The organism is Kribbella jejuensis, from assembly GCF_006715085.1.
In the GTDB taxonomy this organism is placed as follows: domain Bacteria; phylum Actinomycetota; class Actinomycetes; order Propionibacteriales; family Kribbellaceae; genus Kribbella; species Kribbella jejuensis.
In genome coordinates, this window is record NZ_VFMM01000001.1 from 2758665 (window position 1) to 2780817 (window position 22153).

Below are 22153 nucleotides of genomic sequence, written 5' to 3' on the forward strand. Positions count from 1 at the left end.
TCGAAGACATGCAATACATCCCGTTTTCGATGGTCAAAGCGATCCACGAACAGACCCACTCCGCGATGCCGAACGCCCCGCTCCGCCCGTACGTCCCGAAGCGCCATCCGATCCGCGACGCCGTGAACCGCTGGCGCGCACGCCGTACGCCGCCGAAGGCCGAACTCCAACTGGTGTGCCAAGCTGAACTCCGTGATCGAGGTACGACGCCTGAAGGTGTTGCGCGCGCTTGCTGACCACGGGACCGTGACCGCGGCCGCCGAGGTGCTGCACCTGACACCCTCGGCGGTCTCGCAACAACTGGCGGCGCTCGAGAGCGAGATCGGCCAGGAACTGCTCGAACGCCGCGGCCGCCGGGTCGCGATCACCTCCGCCGGCCGCCTGCTGCTCGCGCACGCGGACACGATCCTGGCCGAGGTGGAACGCGCCGAGGACGCGATGCGGCTGCACGCGAACGGCGCCAGCGGCGAGGTCCGCGTGGTCGCCTTCGCGACCGCGATCACCCTGCTGGTCGCACCGGCCCTCACCCGGCTCCGCGAGACCAGCCCGGGCCTCGACCTTGTCGTCCGCGACGCCGAGGGCCACCAGGGCATCACCTATCTGCTGGACGGCGACGCCGACCTCGCGATCGCGGTCGAACACCGCGGCTCGCCCCGGCCCGACGACCGGCGCCTGACCCGGATCCCGTTGTACGCCGAACCGTTCGTCGCGGTCGTACCACCGACGCATCCCGCCGCCTACGACGGCCCCACCGACCCGGCCAACCCGTCCAGCCCGATCGAACTCGCAACGCTCGCGAACGACGACTGGGTGATGACCACGCCGGGCAACCCGATCCGTGACGTCGTGCTCCTCGCCTGCGAACAGGCCGGCTTCCAGCCGCGCGTCGTCCACCAGTCCGACGACTTCCGCGCGGTTGCCGCCTTGGTCGCGGCCGGCGGTGGCGTCTCCCTCGTCCCACGTCTCGCCGTGCCCGAACCGACACTCGCCGCGATCCGCCCGCTCACCGAGCCGGCCCCCACCCGCCGCGTCTACGCCGCCGTCCGCACCAGCCGCGCCGACCACCCGCTCATCACCGCAACCCTCAACATCCTCACCGAGGTCGCGGAGAAGCTCTGACTCACTTGTCGCCCACCGCCAGGCTCTGGCGAGGGACTGCGACCCGGAGCTCGGCAGTAGTGGCCGCAGAAGCTGTCAGGATTCCGCGTCCGACCCAGTTCGCGATGTTGGCGACCATCGTCGTCACGACCTGCCGTGAAGCCACCGACTCGGCGGGGATCCCCAGGTTCGACGGGCAACGCCGTACCAGGAAGCAGCCGTAGGCGAACGTCGAGCCGTTGAACACCCGCGCTCCCGACGGCGCAACGAACGCCGTCGCGTGCATCGCCGTCGACCGTCCGCTCGTCCGGCACGTCGCGGTGCCGGCGGCAACGATGCTCAGGCCGGGTTGCTTGTACAACCCGGGCCAGACGTAGTCGACCTCGCCGGCGAGGAAACCCGGTACGACGGTCCCGGCCGGGACGCCCTGGAACAGCCAATTGCTACCCGTCCTCAAATTGCCCGCGAGAACACCACACCCGTACTCCGCCCCGAGCAGCGGCTGGGACGCGTAGGCATCGCCCAGGTACCGCCACAGCGTCGAATTCAGGCCCGCGGTGTACCGATCGATGTCCCACGCCCGGCGCGTGCTGTCGGTGAACGTGATGCGCCGGTACGTCGCGTTGGCCCCGAAGCTCGCCACATTGACGCCGCGCTTGATCGCCTGGCTGAGCGACGCCCGCATCCGCAACGAGTAGTACTCGTCGTGCCCTGGCAGGAAGATCGTCGCGGCCCGAGCCGCCAGCTGGCCGCCGTACTGGTCCAGGTCGTTGTCGGTCCAGTACGTGACGTCGAGTCCTCGCGATTCCGCCCACGCGATCAGTCCTTGCTCCAAGGGCAGGAACTCACCGGAGCCTTGGCCCTCGGCGTACGGGCGGTCGAAGGTCAGCCGGCCGGAGCCGGTCGTCGGACTGCTGTAGAAGCTCCGCCCGCCGTACCAGTTGTACGCCTCCCACGTGGTGGTCCCCTGCTGAATCAGGAGGGCGTGTTTGTGGCCGGTGTCGTCGCGAACGGTCAGCGGCGCGTACGCGGCGTACCTGCCGTCACTCACCTTGATCAGGTACGTGCCCGGCACCCAATTGCGATCCACTGCGATCGTCAGCGTCGTCGACCAGTTCGCCGCCGATGCCATCCGCAACGGGTGACCGTTGGCCGCACCACCGATCGTCGGAGCAGGCTGGACGACAGTCGGTACGCCGTTACGACGCCAGATCTCCCGCGCGCCGAGGCCTTGGTAGTAGCCCATCCGGTAAGCCACCACACTGACCGGGCGGCCCGAGGTGACCTTCAGGCCGACCGTGGTGCCGCAGGTCGCGGAGACCTTGGTCAGGTACGCCGCCAGCGGGCCGTTCATCGAGGCCGGGATGACCCACGCGCCGGTGCCCGGTTTCGCGTTCTCGGCGGTCGTCGCCGGCCAACTGGAGGGACATCCGGCCGGGATCGTGGGAAAGGATCCGGCGAGGACTGTGGGCATCGGTGCGGGTGGAGCGATCAGCGCGAGGGTTCCGGTTCCGCCCATCAGCTGCGTCCCGGTCGACGCGGTGGCCGTCATGCCGAGTTGCATGATGCCGCCGTACTTGGACAGCACGACTCCGTAGACCGGAATCGCCAGTCGTGTGCCGCCCCGGACGGTGATCGGCGCGCGTGGCCTCCAGGTCGCATACCCGCTGGCGGCGGACAGCGTCCCGTTGACGCTGGTCAGCGTTCCGCGCGCACCGGTCGGCAGCTTCATCCGGACGGAGCCCAGGACGCCGGGGCGGCCGACCGTCCCTGCGTAGGTGAGCGCCGTCGTCGAGCCGGGGATCGGTCTGGTCGCGGTGATGCGGACGTCGGCCGGACGGACCAGCGTGCCGGTACCGGCGGACAGTACGTTCCCGGTGGTGCTCGTCGCGCGGAAGCTCAGCGTCCACGGACTCCCGCTCGGCAGCCGTACGCCGTAGAACGGAATCGAGAAGCGTGCGCCGACGACGATCGACGTCGTTCTGATCGGACGCCACAGCAAGACGCCCGGCGAGACCGTGCGGACCGACCCGTTGACCGAGGTGATCCGTCCGCCGGAGCCGGCCGGGACCGAGACGACGATGTAGCGCAGCGTTCCCGCGCGGGTCGCCGTAGCTCGATAACTCAACGTCGTCGTGCCGTTCGATGCCGTGGCCGCAGAGATCGCGACACCGGCCACGATCGCCGCCGCTGGTTGGATGACCGTCAAGGTCGCGGATGCGAGCAGACCGGCCGTCACCAACGCGACCCGCCTTACCCATGTGCTCGCGACAGTCCTCGCCACCGTGCTCGTTACAGCGCTGGCCCCGGTGCTCGTTACAGCGCTCGTTACGGTGCATTTCATGGTGCCTCCCCCACCGGCACCTGCCCGCCACCCCCAGCGGCCCCGACAGGTGCCGACTACCAGCAACATCGCACACGATCGGCGGCGCGCCTAGGTCCTGGGTCAGTTCGAGATCACCACGGTCTTCCGGATCAATTCGGTCTTGTCGATGGCGTTGAGCAGGTAGGTCGCGACGTCGGCGCGGGTCATCGTGAAGCCGCCGCGGACGGTGCCTTCGGTGTTGCTGCGGAAGGTGCCTTTGGCGGCCTTGTCCGTCAGGCGGGGCGGGCAGCCGATCGTCCAGTCGGCGGTGCTCGCGGCGATCAGTTCTTCCATCCGGCGGGCGTCCGCGAAGGACTCGCGGAGGAGGCGTTGCAGGATCGGCTTCACGACGTACTGCGTGAACGGGTCGTCGTTGCCCGTGTGGATGCCGGCCACGCTGACGACCAGGTAGCGGCGGACGTCGCCCATCGCCTGCAGGATGCTGGTCGCACTGGCGCTCAGCACGTCGCTCGGGCCCTTCGGACGCGGGCCGAGCGCGGACAGGACGACGTCGTGCCCGGCGATGACCGGGGCGATCGACTTCGGGTCCATCACGTCGGCGGTCACCACCTGCGCGAGGCCACCCGCGACGCCGGCCCGAGCCGCCACCAGCCGCAGCTCCGGTAGTTGTACCTGCAGACTCGAGCCCTCGCGGACCACGGCGGTGACCTCGTGTCCGGCAGCCACACCTTGGCGTACCAGCTCGGTTCCGATCCGTCCGGACGCCCCGAACACCACCAGCTTCATCGTCGACCCCTCTAGGTTAGTGAATACTCACTCACCATGGTTAGTGAACACTCACCAACCTGTCAAGGTACGCTGCGCGGGTGGGCACGAGGGACGAGATTCTGGACGCGGCCGCGGAGGTACTGCGGACGCAGGGGTATGCGCGGGCGACGACCAAGTCGATCGCGCAGGTCGCCGGCTACTCCGAGGCCGCGCTCTACAAGCACTTCGCGGACAAGGCCGCGATCCTGCTCGCTGTCATGCACGAGCGGATGCCCGAACTTCCCGGCTCGTTGAAGGAACTGATCGGCAACCCGGGAACCGGCACGGTTCGCGGCAATCTGACCAAGCTGGCCCGGACCGCGATCGACTTCTACATCGAGGGCTTCCCGATCCTTGTGTCGCTGTTCTCGTCACGCGAACTGCTGGCCGCGCACCGGCTCCGGCTGAAGGAGCTGAATGCCGGCCCGCACCGCGCGCAGGAGGGCCTGGTCCGCTATCTGCGCGAAGAGCAGAAACTCGGCAGGATCCGCCGTAACGCCGATGTCCAGGCCTCGGCGGCACTGCTGTTCGGGGCGTGCTTCCAACGCGGGTTCGAGGTGAGCTACGCCGGGATCACGCCGTCCGCCGAAGAGAACACCAAGTACGCCGCGGCACTCACCAAAGCGCTCTGCGAATCACTGCGCTCGACGCCGGCCGCCGTCCAGTCCGACGGTTGACACCCGCGCGATCAGCGCCCGGGGCGTGAATCGCGCGGCGGCCGCGATCAGCTTGTACCGGCGGCTCGGGATCGAGATCGCCTTGCCGGCCATCAGGTCCTTCCAGGCCGCGTCGACCAGGTCGTTCGCATCCAGCCACATGAACGACGGGATGACCGATTTGTCCATCTCCATCCGCTCGTGGAACTCGGTGTGCACGAACCCCGGGCACAACGCCATCACCGCGACGCCCTTGGCGTGCAGGCCGGTCGCGAGCCCGGCGGAGAAGCTCGTCACCCAGGCCTTGTGCGCGCTGTAGATGTTGCGCTGCAGGAACCCCGCGACCGACGACACGTTGATCACGGCACCCGAGCCGCGTTCGATCATCGGCAGCACAGCGGCGTGCGTGAGCCGCAGGACGACCCGGACGAGGAGGTCGAGCTGCTTCTCCTCGACGTCGACCGGGTTCTCCCAGAACGGCTTCTTCTGTCCGAACCCGGCGTTGTTCACGAGTACTTCGATCGGGCCGGTGCGGAAGCGTTCCTCGACCCGGGCGAGGTCGTCGGTGTCGGTGAGGTCCGCGACCAGCACCTCGCAGTCGACACCGTGCAGCCGGGTGAGTTCGGCCGCGGTCTCCTTGAGCCGCGCCTCGTCCCGCGACACCAGCACCAGGTCGTACCCTTCGCGGGCCAGCTTGTCCGCGAACGCCCGCCCGATCCCGGTCGCGGGCCCGGTGACCAGCGCTGTCGCCCTACTGGACATGGTGCAGTCCTCCCGTCGATGACCCACCCAGTCTGTCACTTACGCTGGTCGGGTGCTGGCGGACATCGACACCTGGGTACTCGACCTCGACAACACCCTGTACCCGGCCGGGTCCGCGCTCGCCGAGCAGCTCACGCACGGCATCCTGTCGACGCTCGCGCAGTACTACGCGACCGACCTCGCCGGCGCCCGCCGGATCCAGTCCGAACTGGTCGCGGCGCACGGCACGTCGCTTCGTGGCGCGATGGTGACCGGGACGATCGACCCGCAGGACTTCCTCGGCTTCGAGCGCCGGATCGACTACTCGGTGATCGCCCCGGACCCGGCGATGGTCGCCGCGCTCGCGGCGCTTCCCGGCCGGCGGTACGTGTACACGAACGGGTCGGCGTACCACGCCGAGCAGGTGCTCGAGCGGCTCGGGCTGACGGACCGGATCGACGGCGTGTTCGACATCCTGGCCGGCGAGCTGATCCCGAAGCCGTACGCCGAGAGTCTCGACGCGTTCCTCGACCGGTTCGGGGTCGATCCGGTGCGGGCGGCGATGTTCGACGATCTCGAGGTGAACCTGGCGCTGCCGCACGAGCGCGGGATGACGACGGTCTGGGTGAGTGCCGGCACGCCGTACGAGCTGCTGGCCGAGCGGCGGTGGCGGACCACTGATCTGCCGGGGTTTGTCCGGGCAAACATCTGATGAATCTTGAGATCGGGCGCGGCGGACGGGCTGCGGTTGGCCAGATATGACTGGAATGGTCTGAGGACTTACGCTGCGCGGAGGAGGTGAGAGATGGCTGCTACGGACAAGGCGCTGGCTGGGTTGCGGCAGATGATCGCGTCCGGCGAGCTCGGGCCGGGGGCGAAGTTTCCGCCGGAGCCGGAGTTGTGCGAGCACCTGGGGGTGTCGCGGAGCTCGCTGCGAGAGGCGGTCCGGTCGCTCGGCGCGCTCGGCGTGATCGAGTCGCGGCACGGCTCGGGGACGTACGTGTCCGCGCTCGACCCGGCGGCGATCATCAGCCGCTTCTCGTTGTCGGTCGAGCTGATCCCGCTCGAGGGAGTGCTCGAGCTGCTGGAGGTACGGCGGGTGCTCGAGTCGCACGCGACCTCGTTGGCCGCGGCACGGCAGGATCCGGAGCTCGCGGACCGGTTGAGCGCCGTACTCGACCGGCTGGAGTCGACCACCGACGCGACCGAGATCCAGCACCTGGATGCCGAGTTCCACGGCCTGATCTGCAGCGCCGGCGGCAACCCGACCGTCACCGCGCTCACCGAGGTGATCCGGGGCCGCGGCGGGCACTACCGGATCTTCGAGCCCGGCGCGGACTTCGACGCGATCAAACAGACCAGCGACCGCGGCCACCGCGAGATCCTCGCCGCCATCCAGTCCCGCGACCCGGCCGCCGCCGCCACCGCCGCCTCCGCCCACATCGCCCGCACCGAACTATGGCTCCGAGCCCTCCGCCCCGAACCAAAACCCGCATGAGCCGAACCCTCCACATCCGGCCGAAACCCGGGTGCATTGGACCGTTCACACCGAACCAAGGCCTGGCATGAACTGGACCCTCCGCCCGGCGACCCCGGCTGACGTGGAGCCGCTCGCCGAGCTCCGTGCCGTCGTCATGCGCGCCGACCTCGAACGCCTGGGCCGCTACGACGAACACCGGGTCCGCCAACGCCTCCGCGACGGCTTCGCACCGACCCACACCCGAATCATCGAGGTCGACGGCGAACTGGCCGGCTCCGTCACCATGCGCCCGACTACTGACGACGTCTGGCTCGAGCACTTCTACCTGGCCCCGCTCCACCAGGGCAAAGGGCTTGGCACCGCTGTCCTCAGAACTGTCCTGGAGAGCACGCAGGCGCCCGTCCGGCTGAACGTCCTCCAAGGGAGCGCGGCGCGGAAGCTGTACGAACGGCACGGGTTCGTGGTCGAGAGCGAAGACCCAGTAGACGTCTTCATGGTGAGAAAATTTCCGTAACCTGTCGAGATCTTGCGCTAACGGCGTCGGCTGCATAACCTCCAGACACTTCGTCACGGAGGGGATCCGCCAATGTCCCGTTCACGCCTGCTCGCGGTCGCGTTCACGCTCGCGCTCCTCGGCACCACAGCCCAGCCGGCGACAGCCGCCACACCCCCACGCATCACCCGCGCCGGCCTCGATCCAGCACTCGTCGCAGGCCGCGGCGCCGACGTACCGTTCGTCGAGCAGGAGGCGGAGAACGCAACCTTCACCGGCGAGCGGATCGGCCCGGGACGGGAGGCGTACACGCTGCCCGCCGAGGCCTCCAACCGCACCGCCGTACGCCTGCAACCCAAGCAGTACGTCGAATTCACCCTGACCCGCCCCGCGAACGCCTTCACCCTGCGCTACAGCATCCCGGACGCACCGACCGGCGGCGGCATCACCGCGCCGCTCGACGTCACGGTCAACGGCAAGCACAAGCGCACGATGACACTGACGTCGCAGTACGCCTGGCTCTACGGGATGTATCCGTTCTCGAACGACCCGAACGTCGACCCGATCCCGGGCTGGTGGAAACCGGAGCCCGACCCGGTCACGAAGCCGTTCCGCCCGAACCACTTCTACGACGAACAGCGAGTGCTGCTAGGCCACACGTACCAGGCCGGCGACCGCGTGCGGTTCGCCGTACCGCGGGACACGCCCGCGGCCTGGACCGTCCTCGACGTCGCGGACTTCGAGCTCGTCCAGGCGCCGCTCGAGCAGCCGAAGCGGTCGCTCGACGTACGCCTGTTCGGCGCCGACCCGACCGGCCATCGCGACGCGGCACTCGCGATCGAGGCGACGATCGCCGCCGCGAAGAAGCTCGGCTGGTCGGTGTTCATCCCCGCGGGCACGTACCAGGTGAACCGCCACATCGTCGTCGACCAGGTCACGATCCGCGGTGCGGGCAACTGGTGGACGATCATCAAGGGCAAGGTTCTGCCGCTGGCCGAGCCCGCGCCGGACAGGTCGACGCACAGCGCGCCGGGCTTCTACGGCAAGTACACCGGCAGCACCGATGTCCACCTGTCCGACTTCGCGATCGAGAGTGACGTCCGCGAGCGGATCGACACCGACCAGGTGAACGGGATCGGCGGCGCGATCGGCGGCGGCTCGACGATCGAGAACCTGTACCTGCACCACACCAAGGTCGGGATCTGGCTGGACGGCCCACTCAACGGCCTGCTGATCCGGAACAACGTGATCACCGACTCGATTGCCGACGGCATCAACCTGCACATGGGTGTGTCCAACGTCCGGGCGACCAACAACTTCATCCGGAACAGCGGCGACGACGGTATGGCGATGTGGTCGGAGAACCTGGCCGACCACGACAACGTCTACGACCACAACACCGTGCAGACGCCCGTACTCGCGAACGACATCGCGATCTACGGCGGCCGGGACAACGCGGTCACCGACAACCTGGTCGCGGACCCGATCCGCGAGGGCAGCACGTTGCACGCCGGTTCCCGGTTCAACGCGACACCGTTCGAAGGAACGCTCACGTTCGCGCGGAACACCACCGTCCGCGGCGGTCCACGCGACCTGAACTGGAACATCGGCCTCGGCGCGATCTGGCTGTACGCGTTGCAGTCCTCGATGTCCGCCACGATCGAGATCACCGACAGCTCGTTCCTGGACTCGACGTACAACGCGATGATGTTCGTCGTCGACTGGCCGGTGAAGGACGACTACGCGATCACAGGAGTTGCCGTCCGCAACATCCACGTCGACGGCACCGGGACGAACGTGGTGAACGCCCGGGTCGGTGGCTGGGCGACGTTCGAGAACGTCGACGCGCGGAACGTCGGCGCGCCGTTCGTGAACAACTGCGGGACGTTCCACTTCAACGGCCCGCCGGAGTTCGAGGCCCGCGACCTGGGCGGCAACGACGGCGGCTGGACCGGCGCGAGCTGGTGCGAGGACCGGCCCACCGTCGTGCCACCACCGCCGCCGTCGCCCTGGGGGTGATAGCGGATCCCCAGGCCATCACGATCAGCCGATGCCGGCGGGCTCCCGCTCAGCCGGGCCCGCGGCGGCCGATTGTGATGGCCTGGCAGTCCGGAATGCGAGCGCGAGCACGATCGCGCCGGTGAGTACGAAGCCCGCGGCGACCACGGCCGCGACATGCATCGCGTGGACGAACGTGTCGTTCGCGGTTTGCACCAGGTCGGGACGGTGCAGTACGGCGGCCGCGTGCCGGGTCGTCTCGGCCGACGTACCGATGGCGTCCCGGTTCGGCAGGCCGGCCAGCGCAGGTGCGATCCGGTGCTGGTACGTCGAGGACACCACGGTCCCGAGTACGGCGACGCCGAGCACGCTGCCGACCTGGCGCAGGGCGTTGTTGACCGCCGAGCCGGCGCCGATCCGGTCCATCGGGAGCGTCGCCATCACGGCCGCGGTGGTCGGCGCGACGGTCATCCCGATCGCGAGACCGGCCAGGCCGCCGACGACGCCGATCAGGACCAACGAGGTGTTCACGTCGTACAGCAGGTTGGCGGCGAAGCACGCCGCGAGCGTGAGGATCGCCGTACCGGAGACCTTGGCGACGCCCAGGCGCGCGGCGAGTCTCGCGCCGAGTGGTGACCCGAGCATCACACCCATTGCGCTGGGCAACGACATCAGGCCGGCGTGGAGAGCCGTCATCCCGCGGGCGCCCTGGAGGTAGAACGCCAGGTAGAAGCTCTGCCCGGTGAGGGTCAGGAAGACCGCGGAGAGCGCGAAGTTTCCGGCCGAGAACCGGCGGTTGCGGAACAGCCGCGGGTCGAAGCTCGGCTGGTGCTCACGCCATTCGGAGAACAGGAATCCGGCGAGCAGGAGGAGGCCGGCGCCGATGCTGGCCCACACCTGCCAGCGGTCCCAGCCGCCCTGGTGACCGCCTTCGATCAGCCCGTACGACAGACCGAGCAGACCGAGCGTGGACAGGCCGAGGCCGATCGGGTCGAGGCGGCGGCGCTGCGGGCTGCGCGGGTTCGGGAGGACGAGGGCCGCGCCGATCACGCCGAACGCGACGATCGGCAGGTTGATGGTGAACACCGACCCCCACCAGAAGTGGTCGATCAGCAGACCGCCGAGCACCGGGCCGACGGCGACTCCGAGACCCGCGGAGGAGGACCAGATCGCGATCGCGCCGGCTCGGCGTTCCGGCGGGAAGGTCCAGCCGATGATCGCCATCGAGGTCGGCATGATCAGTGCGCCGCCGAGCCCCATGGTCGCGCGGGCCAGGATCAGGCCGACCGGATCCGTCGCCCAGGCGGCCCAGGCGGACGCGCCGCCGAAGACCAGCAGACCGATCATCAGCACGGTGCGATGGCCGTACCGGTCGCCGAGCGCGCCGGCGAGGAACAGTGCGGTCGCGAACAGCAGTGAGTAGATGCCGACCGCCCACTGGAGCTGGCCGGGGGTGGCGCCGAGCCCGTCGACGGGGTCGGCGAGGCGTTCGAGAGCGATACCGAGAACGGTCGAGTCGATCCAGATGAGCACGGCCGAGACGACGAGGATGCCAAGAATGCGGCGTTGTTGGCTTGGATTCTGGGAAGGGTCGATGGTGGACACGAAGTCTCCTATAATTGTCAGGACCCTGACGAGAACTCCATCATGATAGATTGACAGGAACCTGTCAATCATCTTTTCGCGTTCTCCCTGGCGCGACCGGCAGAATGGAGCGCATGGACTCCTACGAGGACGACGGGTGTGTGACGTTCCTGGTCCGGCACGCCTGGCTGAGCATGCGCTCGGTGCTCGCCGAGGCGCTCGACGAGCACGGCTTGTCGGTGCAGCAGTACGGGACGTTGCTCTGCGTCCGGAAGGATCCGGGCCTGACCGTCGCCGAGGTCGGGCGCGTGGTCGGGACGACGCGGCAGTCCGCGAACGAGCTGATCACCGGAATGGAGCGCGCCGGGCTGGTCGAGCGGCGCCCAAACCCGAAGGACCGCCGTACCCAGCAGGTCCACCTGACCGAGGGCGGCCGCCGCCGGCTGGCCGAGGCGGCCCCCGCGATCCGCAAGGTCGAGAACGAACTCGAGGCCGCCTTCAGCACGACCGACCGCGCCACCGCGCGCGCCTGGCTTGCACACATGGTCACGGCCGTCGAGGGTTAGACGATGCGCGCACACGCTGAGCGGTTGGACGGGCTGGGTACGACGATCTTCGCGGAGATGTCCGCGCTCGCGGTCGCGACCGGGTCGGTGAACCTGGGACAGGGCTTCCCGGACCGGGACGGGCCGGACTCGCTGCTCGAGGACGCGATCGCGGCGATCCGAACTGGCGCGAACCAGTACCCGCCCGCTCGCGGCGTACCGGCGCTCCGGCAGGCGATCGCCGATCACCAGCAGCGGTTCTACGGGCTCACGTACGACCCGGACACGCAGGTTCTCGTCACCACCGGAGCGACCGAGGCGATCGCGGCCGGGCTGCTCGCATTCGTCGAACCGGGCGACGAGGTGATCGCGCTCGAGCCGTACTACGACTCGTACGCGGCCGGCATCGCCTTCGCCGGCGGCCGGCGGGTCCCGGTCACGCTGCGCGCCCCGGCGTACCGGCTGGATCTCGACGAGCTCCGGGCCGCCGTCACGCCGCGGACGAAGGTGCTGCTGATCAACTCCCCGCACAACCCGACCGGCACCGTGCTCACGGACGAAGAACTCCGCGGTATCCGCGACGTCGCCGTGGAACACGACCTGGTCGTCATCACCGACGAGGTCTACGAGCATCTGGTGTACGACGGCACGCACCGGCCGCTGGCGACGTACGACGGGATGGCGGAGCGGACCGTCTCGATCAGCAGCGCCGGGAAGACGTTCGCGGTCACCGGCTGGAAGATCGGTTGGGTGACCGGATCGCCCGAGGTGGTGACCGCCGTGACGACGGCGAAGCAGTTCCTGACGTACACCTCGGGCGCGCCGTTCCAGCCCGCGGTCGCCAATGCTCTTGCCCTAGGCAACGACTACTACGAGACGCTGTGCGCCGACCTCCGCGCCCGCCGCGACCTGCTCTGCGACGGCCTGGCCACCCTCGGCTTCGAGGTCCACCGCCCCGCCGCGACCTACTTCGTCACCACCGACATCCGTCCCCTCGGCCACACCGACGGCATCACCTTCTGCCGCCAACTCCCCGAAAAGGCCGGCGTCGTAGCCATCCCCACCCAAGTCTTCTACGACCACCAATCAGTCGGCCAACCCCTGGTCCGCTGGGCCTTCTGCAAACAACCCGGCATCCTCCAAGAAGCCCTGACCCGCCTCAAGCAGCTCTAGGACAGGAACTTCGCGAGGGTTTCGGGGTCGCGGGCTATCGCGGTGGTTTGGTCGTCGGCGGTGATGATCGGCCGTTGGATGAGGATGGGGTCGGCGACCATGGCTTCGATCCAGGCGGTGCGGTGGGCGGCGTCGCGGGGGAGGTCGCGGACGGATTCGGCGGCTGGCTCGTTGTGGCGGACCACGTGCCAGGGGTCGAGGTTCAGGCGGGTGAGGACGGCGTCGAGTTCTTCGGGGGTGGGCGGGTCGTCGAGGTAGCGACGTACCGTGTAGGTCACGCCGGCCTCGTCGAGGGCCTTGGTGGCGGCGCGGCATTTCGAGCAGGCCGGGTTGATCCAGATCTCCACGGACGTCTCCCTCAGTGGTGGTGGAACCAGAGCTTGGTGGGGCGTTGGAGCATAAGGGTCAGCAGAGCTACGTGGATCGCCAGCCCCAGCAGGCTCGCCGGGAGGGCCATCAGGCCGCCCGCGATGCCCATGGCGGCTACCGCGACGAGCAGGTAGCGGGCCCAGGCGGAGCGCTTGCGGATGTAGACGGCGGGGACCAGGTAGAGCACCGCGCACACCAGCGCGGCCGCGACCGCGACCGGGGTGTTGCCGCGGGAGCCGGTGAGGACCTCGGAGATCTGGCCGCCGGCCGACGTGAGGGCGAGGGCCGCCAGCAGGAGGCACAACACGCCGAGCCCGCCCGCGATGACCGATGCGACCGTCACCTGTTTCGGAGTGACGAGCTCTCGGTAGCCGTACGAATCCGGAACGCCACCGAACAACCCGCTGTACGGCCCCGGCTCGTCACCGCGCTGCCCTGTCATCGACGTTCCTTCCACGACCCCCCGTATCCCCCGATCCTGCCAGATCACCCAAGCCGGACCACGGAAATGTCGAGGTGCCGGAACCCGTCCAGTGGCGCGAGGTGCGCGGCGGGCAGGAAGTGCACGGTCGTGCCGGTGGTTCCGTCCGACTCGAGCGGCTCCAGCCCGGTCACCGGTACGCCGTACTCGTACCGCTGGGTCCACGACCCGTTCGTCCGGCGGTTCGTGTGGACGAGCCACTGGCTCATGGCCGCGACCACCGACATCCCGCGCCGCGGGTGCCCATCGGGCAACAGCGGGGCGGACGCGTCGTCGAAGAAACGGAGGTCCTTGGTCGCCATCACCGGCTTCTTCACGACGTTCCCGTGCTCGTCGACGCGTGTATCGGTCCCCCGCCCGTAGTCGGTGACCGCGACCGAGCCGTCGGCCTGCAGCTCGACGGTGCACCGCCCACGCTCGCCGATCGACTCCGCCTCGTCCTCCGGGTACGCGAGCACCTCGAGCAGCAGATGCCGCACCCCGCCGGGCGCGTACCGGCCCGGATCCGCGCGGATCGCCTCCAGATGTGCCCGGTCGACCGAGGCCGCCCAGTCGTGGGTCGTGTTGATCCAGTCAGCCCGTGAAGTCACGGTCCATTCTCCCCGATTCCTTTCGCCGTACGGCCGGTCTACACAGCTGACGAGAGGAGAATCATGCGCAAGCTCATCGCATCGACTTTGATCACCCTCGACGGGGTGGTCGAGGACCCGGGCGGCTTCGGCGGTACGCCGTTCGGTGGCTGGGCGCAGCCGTACTTCCAGGAGGAGGCGATCCGGCTGTCGATCGAGAAACTCGCCTCGTGCGACTACTTCCTGTGCGGACGGCGTACCTATGAGCTGTTCGCGGCCGGCTTCGGCGACGCGGACGGCCCGTACGCCGACCGCCTGCGCGAGCTGCCCAAACTTGTTGCCTCCAGCACCTTGGCCGGCACCGAACTGACCTGGAACGCGACCCTCCTGGAGGGCGACACGATTACGGCGCTCAAGCGGATCAAGGCGGAGGACGGCGGCGACATCATGATGTACGGCAACCCGACGCTGCTGCACAGCCTGCTGCAGAACGGCCTGGTCGACGAGCTGGACCTGATGGTGCACCCGCTCGTGCTCGGCGTCGGCGCGAAGCTGGAAGGTCCGCGCACCGAGTGGAAGCTCACCGGCCGGCGCACCCTCGACAGCGGCGTCATCGCCCTCAGCTACGAGAAAGGGGCCCGGTGAGAACCGGGCCCCTGTGAGGTCATGCGGCTGAGACTTCCAACGCGTCCTTGGCCTCGTTGAGGGTCACGCGTACGGTCTCGCCGTCGCGGACCCTGCCGTCCAGCAGGCTGCGGGCGAGCTCGTCGCCGATCGCGGACTGCACCAGCCGGCGCAGCGGACGGGCGCCGTAGACCGGGTCGTACCCGGTCATCGCCAGCCACTCCATCGCGCCCTCGTCGACGTCCAGCGTGATCCGCCGGTCGGTGAGCCGCCGCTGCAGGCTGTCGATCTGCAGGCCGACGATCTGCGTCAGCTCCTCGCTGCCGAGCGCGTCGAACAGCACGATCTCGTCCAGCCGGTTGATGAACTCCGGCTTGAACGACGTCCGTACGACCGCCATCACCTGGTCCCGCTTGACCTTGTCGTCCAGCGACATGTCGGCCAGGTACGCCGAGCCGAGGTTGCTGGTCAGGATCAGGATCACGTTGCGGAAGTCGACCGTCCGGCCCTGGCCGTCGGTCAGCCGCCCGTCGTCGAGCACCTGCAGCAGGATGTCGAAGACCTCGGGGTGCGCCTTCTCCACCTCGTCGAGCAGGATCACCGAGTACGGACGCCGGCGGACCGCTTCGGTCAGCTGACCGCCCTCTTCGTACCCGACGTACCCGGGCGGGGCACCGACGAGCCGCGCGACGCTGTGCTTCTCGCTGTACTCCGACATGTCGATGCGGACCATCGCCCGCTCGTCGTCGAACAGGAAGTCGGCGAGCGCCTTGGCCAGCTCGGTCTTGCCGACACCGGTCGGACCGAGGAACAGGAACGAACCGGTCGGCCGGTCCGGGTCCGAGATACCCGCGCGGGCCCGGCGGACGGCGTCGCTCACGGCCTTGACCGCGGTGCGCTGGCCGATCAGCCGGTGACCGAGCTCGTCCTCCATCCGGAGCAGCTTGCCGGTCTCGCCCTCCAGCAGCCGGCCGGTCGGGATGCCGGTCCACATCGCGATCACCTCGGCGATCTCGGTCGGGCCGACCTCCTCGTTCACCATCGCTTCGGGGCCCTCGGCAACCTCTTCCTCGGCGTCGGCGGCCTCCTCGAGCTCCTTGGTGAGCTGCGGGATCTCGCCGTACAGCAACCGGGACGCGGTCTCCAGGTCACCGTCGCGCTGGGCGCGTTCGGCCTGCCCGCGGAGCTCGTCGATCCGCTCCTTGATCTCGCCGACCCGGTTCAGGCCGGACTTCTCCCGCTCCCACCGGGCCTCGAGCGCCCGCAGCTCCTCCTCGCGGTCGGCGAGGTCGGCGCGCAGCCGCTCCAGCCGCTCCTGCGACGAGGCATCCTCCTCGCGGGACAGCGCGAGCTCCTCCATCTTCAGCCGATCGACGGTACGCCGCAGCGAGTCGATCTCGACCGGGGAGGAGTCGATCTCCATCCGCAGCCGGGATGCGGCCTCGTCGACCAGGTCGATCGCCTTGTCCGGCAGCTGCCGGCCGCTGATGTACCGGTTCGACAGGGTCGCCGCGGCCACCAGCGCGGAGTCGGAGATCGCGACCTTGTGGTGCGCCTCGTACCGCTCCTTCAGGCCACGCAGGATCGCGATCGAGTCCTCGACCGAAGGCTCACCCACGAACACCTGCTGGAACCGGCGCTCCAGGGCCGGGTCCTTCTCGATCCGCGTCCGGTACTCGTCCAGCGTGGTCGCACCGATCATCCGCAGCTCGCCGCGGGCCAGCATCGGCTTCAGCATGTTGCCGGCGTCCATCGCGCCCTCACCGGACGCGCCGGCGCCGACGACCGTGTGCAGCTCGTCGATGAACGTGATGATCTGACCGTCGGACTCCTTGATCTCGGTCAGCACGGCCTTCAGCCGCTCCTCGAACTCACCGCGGTACTTCGCACCCGCGACCATCGCGCCGAGGTCGAGACTGATCAGCCGGCGGCCGCGCAGCGACTCGGGGACGTCGCCCGCGATGATCCGCTGGGCCAGCCCCTCGACAACGGCGGTCTTGCCGACGCCGGGCTCACCGATCAGCACCGGGTTGTTCTTGGTCCGGCGCGACAGCACCTGCACCACCCGCCGGATCTCGGAGTCCCGGCCGATCACCGGGTCGAGCTTGCCGTCGCGGGCCCGCTCGGTCAGGTCGACGCCGTACTTCTCCAGCGTCTTGGTGGTGCCTTCGGCCTCCGGCGAGGTGATCCGGCGATTGCCGCGCATCTCGTCGAACGCCTTCAGCAGCGCGTCCGCGGTCACACCGAGCGCGGACCGGGCCGGCGTCTCGACGGTCGCGAGCGCGATCAGCAGATGCTCGGTGGACACGTACTCGTCACCCAGTCCGAGCGCCCGCTGCTCCGCCTGGTTCAGCACGTCACCGGTCTTCGGCGACAGGCTGGGCGCCTGCACGCTGCCACCGCTCGCCTTCGGCAGCCGGCTCAGCTGCTCGGCGGTCTTGCGGCGGACCGCGTCGAGGTCGCCACCGGCCGCCTCGAGCAGACCGATCGTGGTGCCCTCGGGCTGCGCGAGCAGCGCGGACAGCAGGTGAATCGGTTCCACGGTCGGGTTACCCGCCGCGGAGGTCTGACGGATCGCGACCGACAGGGTTTCCCGGGCCAGGGTCGTCAACCGCTGAACGTCCATCTAGTTCCAGCCTTTCCAGTTCCAGCAACAACAGTCACTAGACACAACCTATCCAAACTTGAGTCCATTCCACTCAACTCTGGATATTTTCAGGGCTGAACCAGGGTTCTCAACCGCGGCCGGCGGTGACCAGGCCGGTGTTGTAGGCGAGGATGACGGCCTGGACCCGGTCGCGGGCGCCGGTCTTGGCGAGCATCCGGCTGACGTGGGTCTTGACCGTGTGCTCGGTGAGGTGGAGTTCGGCGGCGATCTCGGCGTTCGAGTTGCCCTTCGCGACCAGGACGAGGATCTCCCGCTCACGCGCGGTGAGAGCGTCGAGCTTGGCGACGGTCTCGGTGTCGACCTGGTTCTCGGCGAACCGGTCGATCAGCCGCCGGGTGACCGGCGGGGCCAGCAGCGCGTCGCCGGCCGCGATCACCCGGACCGCGTTGATCAGCTCGTCGCGGGACGACCGCTTCAACAGGAAGCCGCTCGCCCCGGCGCGGAGCGCGTCATACACGTATTCGTCCAGGTCGAACGTGGTCAGGATCACCACCCGCGGACCGCCGGCCAGCCGCCGGGTCGCCTCGATCCCGTCCATCACCGGCATCCGGACGTCCATCAGGACGACGGCCAGGTCCAGGATCGCGGCCGCCTGCCGGACCGCGTCCGCGCCGTCGGTCGCCTGCGCGACCACCTCGATGTCCGGCTGCCCGTCCAGGATCATCGCGATCCCGTCCCGGACCAGATCCTGGTCGTCGACGACCATCACCTTGATCGGGTTCACCTTCCGCCTCCGACCGGAAACCAGGCGGCGACGGTCGTTCCCGCTCCCGGCGTACTCCGGACGTCCAGCGTGCCGCCCTCGATCCGGACCCGTTCGCGCATCCCGGCCAGCCCGTGCCGGGTCCCGCGCGCGGCCGCCGCCACGTCGAACCCGCTCCCGTCGTCGGTCACCTCGACCCACACCCCCGCGTCCTCGACCCGTACCAGTACCTGCGCCGCCGACGCCTTCGCGTGCCGTACGACGTTCGTCAACGCCTCCTGCACCAGCCGGTACGCCGCCAGCTGCTGCCCCTCGGGCGGACCGACCGGATCACCCGAGACGTCGAGCGCGATCGGGAGATGACCGTCCGACACATCCGTCACCAACTGTGACAGATCGGCCAGACCAGGCTGCGGCGCCAGCTGCGGATCCGGTACGCCGTCCGCGTCCCGCAGCGCCGACAACAACCGGTCCAGCTCGCTCAGCGCCCGCCGTCCCGCGTCCCCGATCCGCTGGAACCCGGCGAGTACGTCGTCCTCGCCGCGCCGTACCAGGTCCGGCCCGGTCTCGGCCTGGATCACCATCAGGTTCACCGCGTGCGCGACGACGTCGTGCAGGTCGCGGGCGATGTACGAACGCTCGGTCAGCACGACCCGGGCCGCTTCGCGTTCGGTCGCGGCCTGTTCGAGCTCGGCCTCACGCTGTGCGGCCTGCACGTTGCGCCGGTACAGGCGGAACGCGATGCCGGCGCAGATCGGCAGCAGCAACGTCAGCGCGAAGCTGATCGGCCACTGGTGCCTGACGATCGCCTCGTAGTCCGAGTTGTGGAGGATGCCGTCTGCCCGCTGATCGAGGATGCTGTGCTTGATCCGCGGGAAGATCTGCGCCATCACCGGGTACCGCATCCGCCAGGTGATCAGCGGCATCGCGGCGAGCACAGTGATTGCTGTGGGCACCGTCCAGCGCAGGCTCTGATTGCGGGCCGGCAGCACGACCAACCGGTACAGCGAGAGACCGAAGGCGCAGTACAGGGTCAGGATCGGCGTGGACGCCTGCCAGTTCGCGATCAGGGCGGCGACCGCCAGGATCACCACGGGCAGCGCCGGCACACGTCGCAGTACGAGAACCAGGGAGGCGTATGCCACGGCGTAGGGCATCCAGTGCGGGGCGCTCCACCAGTTGCCCTCGATCAGGTCCTGGCCGATCTCGGTCAGCACCAGTCCGCACGCGGCAACAGCCAGCAGTACGTCGCGGTGGTGGTTGTACTGCGGCCCGCGCAGGAACTCTCGCAGGTCGTCCAGTCGCTCCGTCGCGGTGACGGCCTGCGCCCAGCTGCGCCGGCGGATCACCAGGAACACGAGCGCGACAACGACCACGAGAATCGCCTGCCAGCGTTGCCATCCATGGATGCTGAGGTAGTTGTAACCCTCGTCCGACGGCGCGTAGATGAACCGCATCAGGGTGCCGCGGAGCTGATTCAGCAGCAGCGGCAGTGCGGCCGACAAGCCGGCCACGGCGAGCACCGTCGGGACCCGGCAGCGACCGGCCAGCGACCACAGGGCGAGCACGGACCCGGCCAGCAGGAACCAGTCCGGCTGGCCGAGGAGGCCGGCCAGGTAGGCGCCACCGATCAGGCCAGGCAGCGCCACCGCGGGCTCGATCCGGCGGACCGCGATCAGCAGGGGCACCACCATCAGCACCAGGCGGAGCCACAGCGGCGCGTCCGGCCAGCCGCGGGCGCTTCCGTCCGTCGCCCGCGGTTGCAGGCTGACGAGGCCGGCCACCGCGAACGCGACGTCCGGCCAGAATGATCGCCACAGCCGCTGCACGACCCCATTGTGCGATGCGGAACGGCCGCACGCCGTCACTCTCAGGAGTGACACCCGGGTCACTCGTGAGTGCAACGTCAGGTACGGCGGAGTCGGTCGCGGCAGTGATCCGGGTTGGCTCCTGACGGCGATGTGCCGGACCGTGGCTCGCCGGGATCGTCGAGGACATGACGATCGACCTCGAGAAGGAACGCGTCGAACGGCGCCTGCCGGCCGCGACGCTGGTGCTAACGGCAACGATCTTGCCGGCCCTCTGCCTACTGGTCTGGCACCCATGGAGCGCGAACATGGGCGACCTGCGGGTGTACTACCTGTCGGCACGTGCGTTCGTCGACGGGCAGGACATCTACGACATCCCAGGGCAGGGCCTCGGGTTCACATACCCGCCCTTCGCCGCGCTGCTGTTCGCGCCGTTCTCGATCGGTATCGGGTTCGCCCGGGTGCTGATCACGGTCGCGTCCGCGTCCGCGCTGCTGGTGATCGGCTGGACGACAGCGAAGGCGCTTCGCTGGGGACCGCTGACCGCACTGGGGATCGCCTTTGCCGCGTTGGCGTTCGAGCCAGTCCGGTCCACGTTCGGCCTCGGCCAGGTCAACCTGGTACTGCTCGCGCTGCTGATGCTCGACCTGGTCGGGCCGATGCCGCGCCGGTTCCGCGGCGTCCTGATTGGCGTTGCCACCGGCATCAAACTGACGCCGGGGATCTTCATCCTCTTCCTGCTCATCACCAGGCGGTTCCGCGAGGCCGCCGTCGCCGCCGGTACGACGGTCGCGACGATGGCCCTCGCGTACGCGGTGATGCCGCGGGCAACGATCGACTTCTGGACGAGGTACATCTTCGACCCGAGCAGGCCAGGACCGGCGCACTACATCAGCAACCAGTCGCTGCACGGCGCGATCGCCCGGTTGGCAGGCGGTCCCGCCGTACCCCTGTGGTTGCTTGCGGCAACCGTCGTCGGAGTCGGCGGACTGTTGATCGCCCGTCGGCTGCACGACCGTGGCCTGCCGTTCGAGGCGGTCGTGGTCGCCGCGCTGACCGGTCTGCTGGTCTCGCCGATCTCCTGGACCGGTCACTGGGTGTGGATCGTCCCCGCGGCCGCGCTCACCTGGTCGTACTGCTCCAAGGTGTTGTCGTGGCGTACGGCATGGACGGTCGGCCTGACCGCGGTGTTCGTGTCCGGGTTGCCGTGGTGGCTACCCTTCGCGCACGACCAGGAATTCCACTACAACGCCGTACAGTCGGTGATCGCGAACGCGTACCTGCTCGGCGCGGCCGGACTGATCGCTCAGTCGGCGAACTCGGACGCGCGGATCCGGTACACCTGGAGATTGAGGTCGTAGTACTTGTCGGTCTCGCCGACCCACTCCATCCCGAGGCGTTTCGCGGTCGCGATCGCGCGGGTGTTCTGTGGGCGGGCGACGGCGAACAGCTCGTCGACCTCGCCGCCGCTGAACGCCCAGCGCATCAGCCCGCGGCTCGCCTCGGTCGCGTACCCGTGACCCCAGGCGCTCGGCCGCAGCTGCCAGCCGATCTCCAGATCCTCCTCGTACGGCGGGAGCAACCGGATCAGCAACGCGCCGACGACCTCACCGTCGTCGCGTCGCGCGACCGCCCAGCGGCCGGCCGGAACCACGAAGTTCGGCTGGGCCTCGATCCAGGACTGCAGGATCAACCGCATGGTCGCGGCGTCCGGCACCTTGTCGATGGCCGGTGACAGCCAGGGCGCCACGTCGGCGGAGCCGTAGATCTCCAGCGCGGCGTCGGCGTCGTCTTCCTCCCAGTCCCGGATCACGAGCCGGTCCGTCTCCAGCTTCAGCGTCACCTGGCCAGCGTATGCGGTTACTCCACGCAAACAACAGGTCCCGGAAATGAGGAACCGCAGGGCGGTCCTGGAACGGACCACCCTGCGGTGGCCGAAGGGCGCCGGGGGGACAGCGCACCTTCGACTTGCGGAGGCGCCGATGGGGGAACGGCAACCTCCGCCGCGCCGGAAGCCCCGAGGGGGTGGA

General features: G+C 69.1%; 22 protein-coding genes. 11 read left to right on the plus strand and 11 right to left on the minus strand.

The window, feature by feature from the left end:
• Positions 1–8: 8 nt before the first annotated feature.
• Complete coding sequence (locus FB475_RS13600) at positions 9–236, plus strand: hypothetical protein (protein WP_141855974.1); 228 nt, start codon at positions 9–11, stop codon at positions 234–236.
• Positions 193–1119: a LysR family transcriptional regulator gene (locus FB475_RS13605; protein ID WP_141855976.1), complete on the plus strand. Its 927-nt coding sequence runs from the start codon at positions 193–195 to the stop codon at positions 1117–1119. Before FB475_RS13600 ends, FB475_RS13605 begins: the two co-directional genes overlap by 44 nt.
• 1 nt (position 1120) lies before the next feature.
• Here the strand turns inward: FB475_RS13605 and FB475_RS13610 are convergent, their stop codons facing one another.
• Together FB475_RS13610 and FB475_RS13615 are read right to left on the minus strand one after the other, a co-directional pair.
• Positions 1121–3382: a N,N-dimethylformamidase beta subunit family domain-containing protein gene (locus tag FB475_RS13610; RefSeq protein ID WP_141855978.1), complete on the minus strand. Its 2262-nt coding sequence runs from the start codon at positions 3380–3382 to the stop codon at positions 1121–1123.
• Positions 3383–3544: 162 nt separating this feature from the next.
• Positions 3545–4210, minus strand: coding sequence for an NAD(P)-dependent oxidoreductase (locus FB475_RS13615; protein WP_141855979.1), 666 nt, complete (start codon positions 4208–4210; stop codon positions 3545–3547).
• An 80-nt stretch (positions 4211–4290) separates the two neighbouring features.
• On the opposite strand from FB475_RS13615, the gene FB475_RS13620 reads away from it, so the two are divergent.
• Positions 4291–4908: a TetR/AcrR family transcriptional regulator gene (locus FB475_RS13620; protein ID WP_141855981.1), complete on the plus strand. Its 618-nt coding sequence runs from the start codon at positions 4291–4293 to the stop codon at positions 4906–4908.
• On the opposite strand, the gene FB475_RS13625 is transcribed toward FB475_RS13620, so the two are convergent.
• Positions 4867–5649: an SDR family NAD(P)-dependent oxidoreductase gene (locus FB475_RS13625; protein ID WP_141855983.1), complete on the minus strand. Its 783-nt coding sequence runs from the start codon at positions 5647–5649 to the stop codon at positions 4867–4869. The two genes, FB475_RS13620 and FB475_RS13625, sit on opposite strands and share 42 nt — an antisense overlap.
• A 52-nt stretch (positions 5650–5701) precedes the next feature.
• Between FB475_RS13625 and FB475_RS13630 the strand changes: the two genes are divergently transcribed.
• The 4 genes from FB475_RS13630 (at position 5702) to FB475_RS13645 (ending at position 9620) form a co-directional block, all read left to right on the plus strand.
• Positions 5702–6340 carry an HAD family hydrolase gene (locus tag FB475_RS13630; protein ID WP_141855984.1) on the plus strand — a complete coding sequence of 213 codons (639 nt, stop codon included), beginning with the start codon at positions 5702–5704 and terminating at the stop codon, positions 6338–6340.
• Between the two features lie 93 nt (positions 6341–6433).
• Positions 6434–7126, plus strand: coding sequence for a FadR/GntR family transcriptional regulator (locus FB475_RS13635; RefSeq protein WP_141855986.1), 693 nt, complete (start codon positions 6434–6436; stop codon positions 7124–7126).
• Positions 7127–7193: 67 nt separating this feature from the next.
• The gene (locus FB475_RS13640) at positions 7194–7622 is read left to right on the plus strand and encodes a GNAT family N-acetyltransferase (protein WP_141855988.1); all 429 of its coding nucleotides are present in this window, start codon (positions 7194–7196) and stop codon (positions 7620–7622) included.
• A gap of 72 nt (positions 7623–7694) precedes the next feature.
• Complete coding sequence (locus tag FB475_RS13645) at positions 7695–9620, plus strand: glycosyl hydrolase family 28-related protein (protein ID WP_141855990.1); 1926 nt, start codon at positions 7695–7697, stop codon at positions 9618–9620.
• A 24-nt stretch (positions 9621–9644) separates the two neighbouring features.
• On the opposite strand, the gene FB475_RS13650 is transcribed toward FB475_RS13645, so the two are convergent.
• Positions 9645–11204 (minus strand): MFS transporter, encoded by a 1560-nt coding sequence (locus FB475_RS13650; RefSeq protein WP_202878320.1) that lies wholly within the window; start codon positions 11202–11204, stop codon positions 9645–9647.
• A 113-nt stretch (positions 11205–11317) separates the two neighbouring features.
• On the opposite strand from FB475_RS13650, the gene FB475_RS13655 reads away from it, so the two are divergent.
• Positions 11318–11749: a MarR family winged helix-turn-helix transcriptional regulator gene (locus FB475_RS13655; RefSeq protein WP_141855992.1), complete on the plus strand. Its 432-nt coding sequence runs from the start codon at positions 11318–11320 to the stop codon at positions 11747–11749.
• A gap of 3 nt (positions 11750–11752) precedes the next feature.
• Positions 11753–12901 carry a pyridoxal phosphate-dependent aminotransferase gene (locus FB475_RS13660; protein WP_141855994.1) on the plus strand — a complete coding sequence of 383 codons (1149 nt, stop codon included), beginning with the start codon at positions 11753–11755 and terminating at the stop codon, positions 12899–12901.
• Here FB475_RS13660 and FB475_RS13665 read toward each other — a convergent pair.
• The 3 genes from FB475_RS13665 to FB475_RS13675 are packed head-to-tail and all read right to left on the minus strand — an operon-like array spanning position 12898 to position 14341.
• Entirely contained in the window at positions 12898–13248 is a 351-nt protein-coding gene (locus FB475_RS13665) for an ArsC/Spx/MgsR family protein (protein WP_141855995.1), read from the minus strand. The two genes, FB475_RS13660 and FB475_RS13665, sit on opposite strands and share 4 nt — an antisense overlap.
• Positions 13249–13259: 11 nt before the next feature.
• Positions 13260–13712: a hypothetical protein gene (locus FB475_RS13670; protein ID WP_141855996.1), complete on the minus strand. Its 453-nt coding sequence runs from the start codon at positions 13710–13712 to the stop codon at positions 13260–13262.
• Between the two features lie 44 nt (positions 13713–13756).
• Positions 13757–14341, minus strand: coding sequence for a DNA topoisomerase subunit B (locus tag FB475_RS13675; RefSeq protein WP_141855998.1), 585 nt, complete (start codon positions 14339–14341; stop codon positions 13757–13759).
• Positions 14342–14404: 63 nt separating this feature from the next.
• On the opposite strand from FB475_RS13675, the gene FB475_RS13680 reads away from it, so the two are divergent.
• Positions 14405–14965 carry a dihydrofolate reductase family protein gene (locus FB475_RS13680; protein ID WP_141856000.1) on the plus strand — a complete coding sequence of 187 codons (561 nt, stop codon included), beginning with the start codon at positions 14405–14407 and terminating at the stop codon, positions 14963–14965.
• 19 nt (positions 14966–14984) lie between these two features.
• Here FB475_RS13680 and clpB read toward each other — a convergent pair whose 3' ends face one another.
• The 3 genes from clpB to FB475_RS13695 form a co-directional block, all read right to left on the minus strand.
• On the minus strand, positions 14985–17570 hold the full coding sequence (gene clpB / locus FB475_RS13685; protein ID WP_141856001.1) for an ATP-dependent chaperone ClpB: 2586 nt from the start codon (positions 17568–17570) through the stop codon (positions 14985–14987).
• Between the two features lie 109 nt (positions 17571–17679).
• Positions 17680–18336 (minus strand): response regulator transcription factor, encoded by a 657-nt coding sequence (locus tag FB475_RS13690; protein WP_420359209.1) that lies wholly within the window; start codon positions 18334–18336, stop codon positions 17680–17682.
• The gene (locus FB475_RS13695) at positions 18333–20144 is read right to left on the minus strand and encodes a sensor histidine kinase (protein WP_141856003.1); all 1812 of its coding nucleotides are present in this window, start codon (positions 20142–20144) and stop codon (positions 18333–18335) included. Before FB475_RS13695 ends, FB475_RS13690 begins: the two co-directional genes overlap by 4 nt.
• A gap of 167 nt (positions 20145–20311) precedes the next feature.
• On the opposite strand from FB475_RS13695, the gene FB475_RS13700 reads away from it, so the two are divergent.
• Entirely contained in the window at positions 20312–21484 is a 1173-nt protein-coding gene (locus tag FB475_RS13700) for a glycosyltransferase 87 family protein (protein ID WP_141856005.1), read from the plus strand.
• Here FB475_RS13700 and FB475_RS13705 read toward each other — a convergent pair.
• On the minus strand, positions 21430–21966 hold the full coding sequence (locus FB475_RS13705) for a GNAT family N-acetyltransferase (protein WP_141856007.1): 537 nt from the start codon (positions 21964–21966) through the stop codon (positions 21430–21432). The two genes, FB475_RS13700 and FB475_RS13705, sit on opposite strands and share 55 nt — an antisense overlap.
• Between the last annotated feature and the right edge of the window lie 187 nt (positions 21967–22153).

What these genes read in the sequence shown, in the direction of transcription:
- FB475_RS13660 (WP_141855994.1), top strand. Translation starts at nt 11,753, where the DNA reads ATGCGCGCACACGCTGAGCGGTTGGACGGGCTGGGTACGACGATCTTC.
- clpB (WP_141856001.1), bottom strand. Translation starts at nt 17,570, where the DNA reads ATGGACGTTCAGCGGTTGACGACCCTGGCCCGGGAAACCCTGTCGGTC.
- FB475_RS13700 (WP_141856005.1), top strand. Translation starts at nt 20,312, where the DNA reads ATGACGATCGACCTCGAGAAGGAACGCGTCGAACGGCGCCTGCCGGCC.
- FB475_RS13600 (WP_141855974.1), top strand. Translation starts at nt 9, where the DNA reads ATGCAATACATCCCGTTTTCGATGGTCAAAGCGATCCACGAACAGACC.
- FB475_RS13615 (WP_141855979.1), bottom strand. Translation starts at nt 4,210, where the DNA reads ATGAAGCTGGTGGTGTTCGGGGCGTCCGGACGGATCGGAACCGAGCTG.
- FB475_RS13655 (WP_141855992.1), top strand. Translation starts at nt 11,318, where the DNA reads ATGGACTCCTACGAGGACGACGGGTGTGTGACGTTCCTGGTCCGGCAC.
- FB475_RS13625 (WP_141855983.1), bottom strand. Translation starts at nt 5,649, where the DNA reads ATGTCCAGTAGGGCGACAGCGCTGGTCACCGGGCCCGCGACCGGGATC.
- FB475_RS13645 (WP_141855990.1), top strand. Translation starts at nt 7,695, where the DNA reads ATGTCCCGTTCACGCCTGCTCGCGGTCGCGTTCACGCTCGCGCTCCTC.
- FB475_RS13640 (WP_141855988.1), top strand. Translation starts at nt 7,194, where the DNA reads ATGAACTGGACCCTCCGCCCGGCGACCCCGGCTGACGTGGAGCCGCTC.
- FB475_RS13680 (WP_141856000.1), top strand. Translation starts at nt 14,405, where the DNA reads ATGCGCAAGCTCATCGCATCGACTTTGATCACCCTCGACGGGGTGGTC.
- FB475_RS13670 (WP_141855996.1), bottom strand. Translation starts at nt 13,712, where the DNA reads ATGACAGGGCAGCGCGGTGACGAGCCGGGGCCGTACAGCGGGTTGTTC.
- FB475_RS13635 (WP_141855986.1), top strand. Translation starts at nt 6,434, where the DNA reads ATGGCTGCTACGGACAAGGCGCTGGCTGGGTTGCGGCAGATGATCGCG.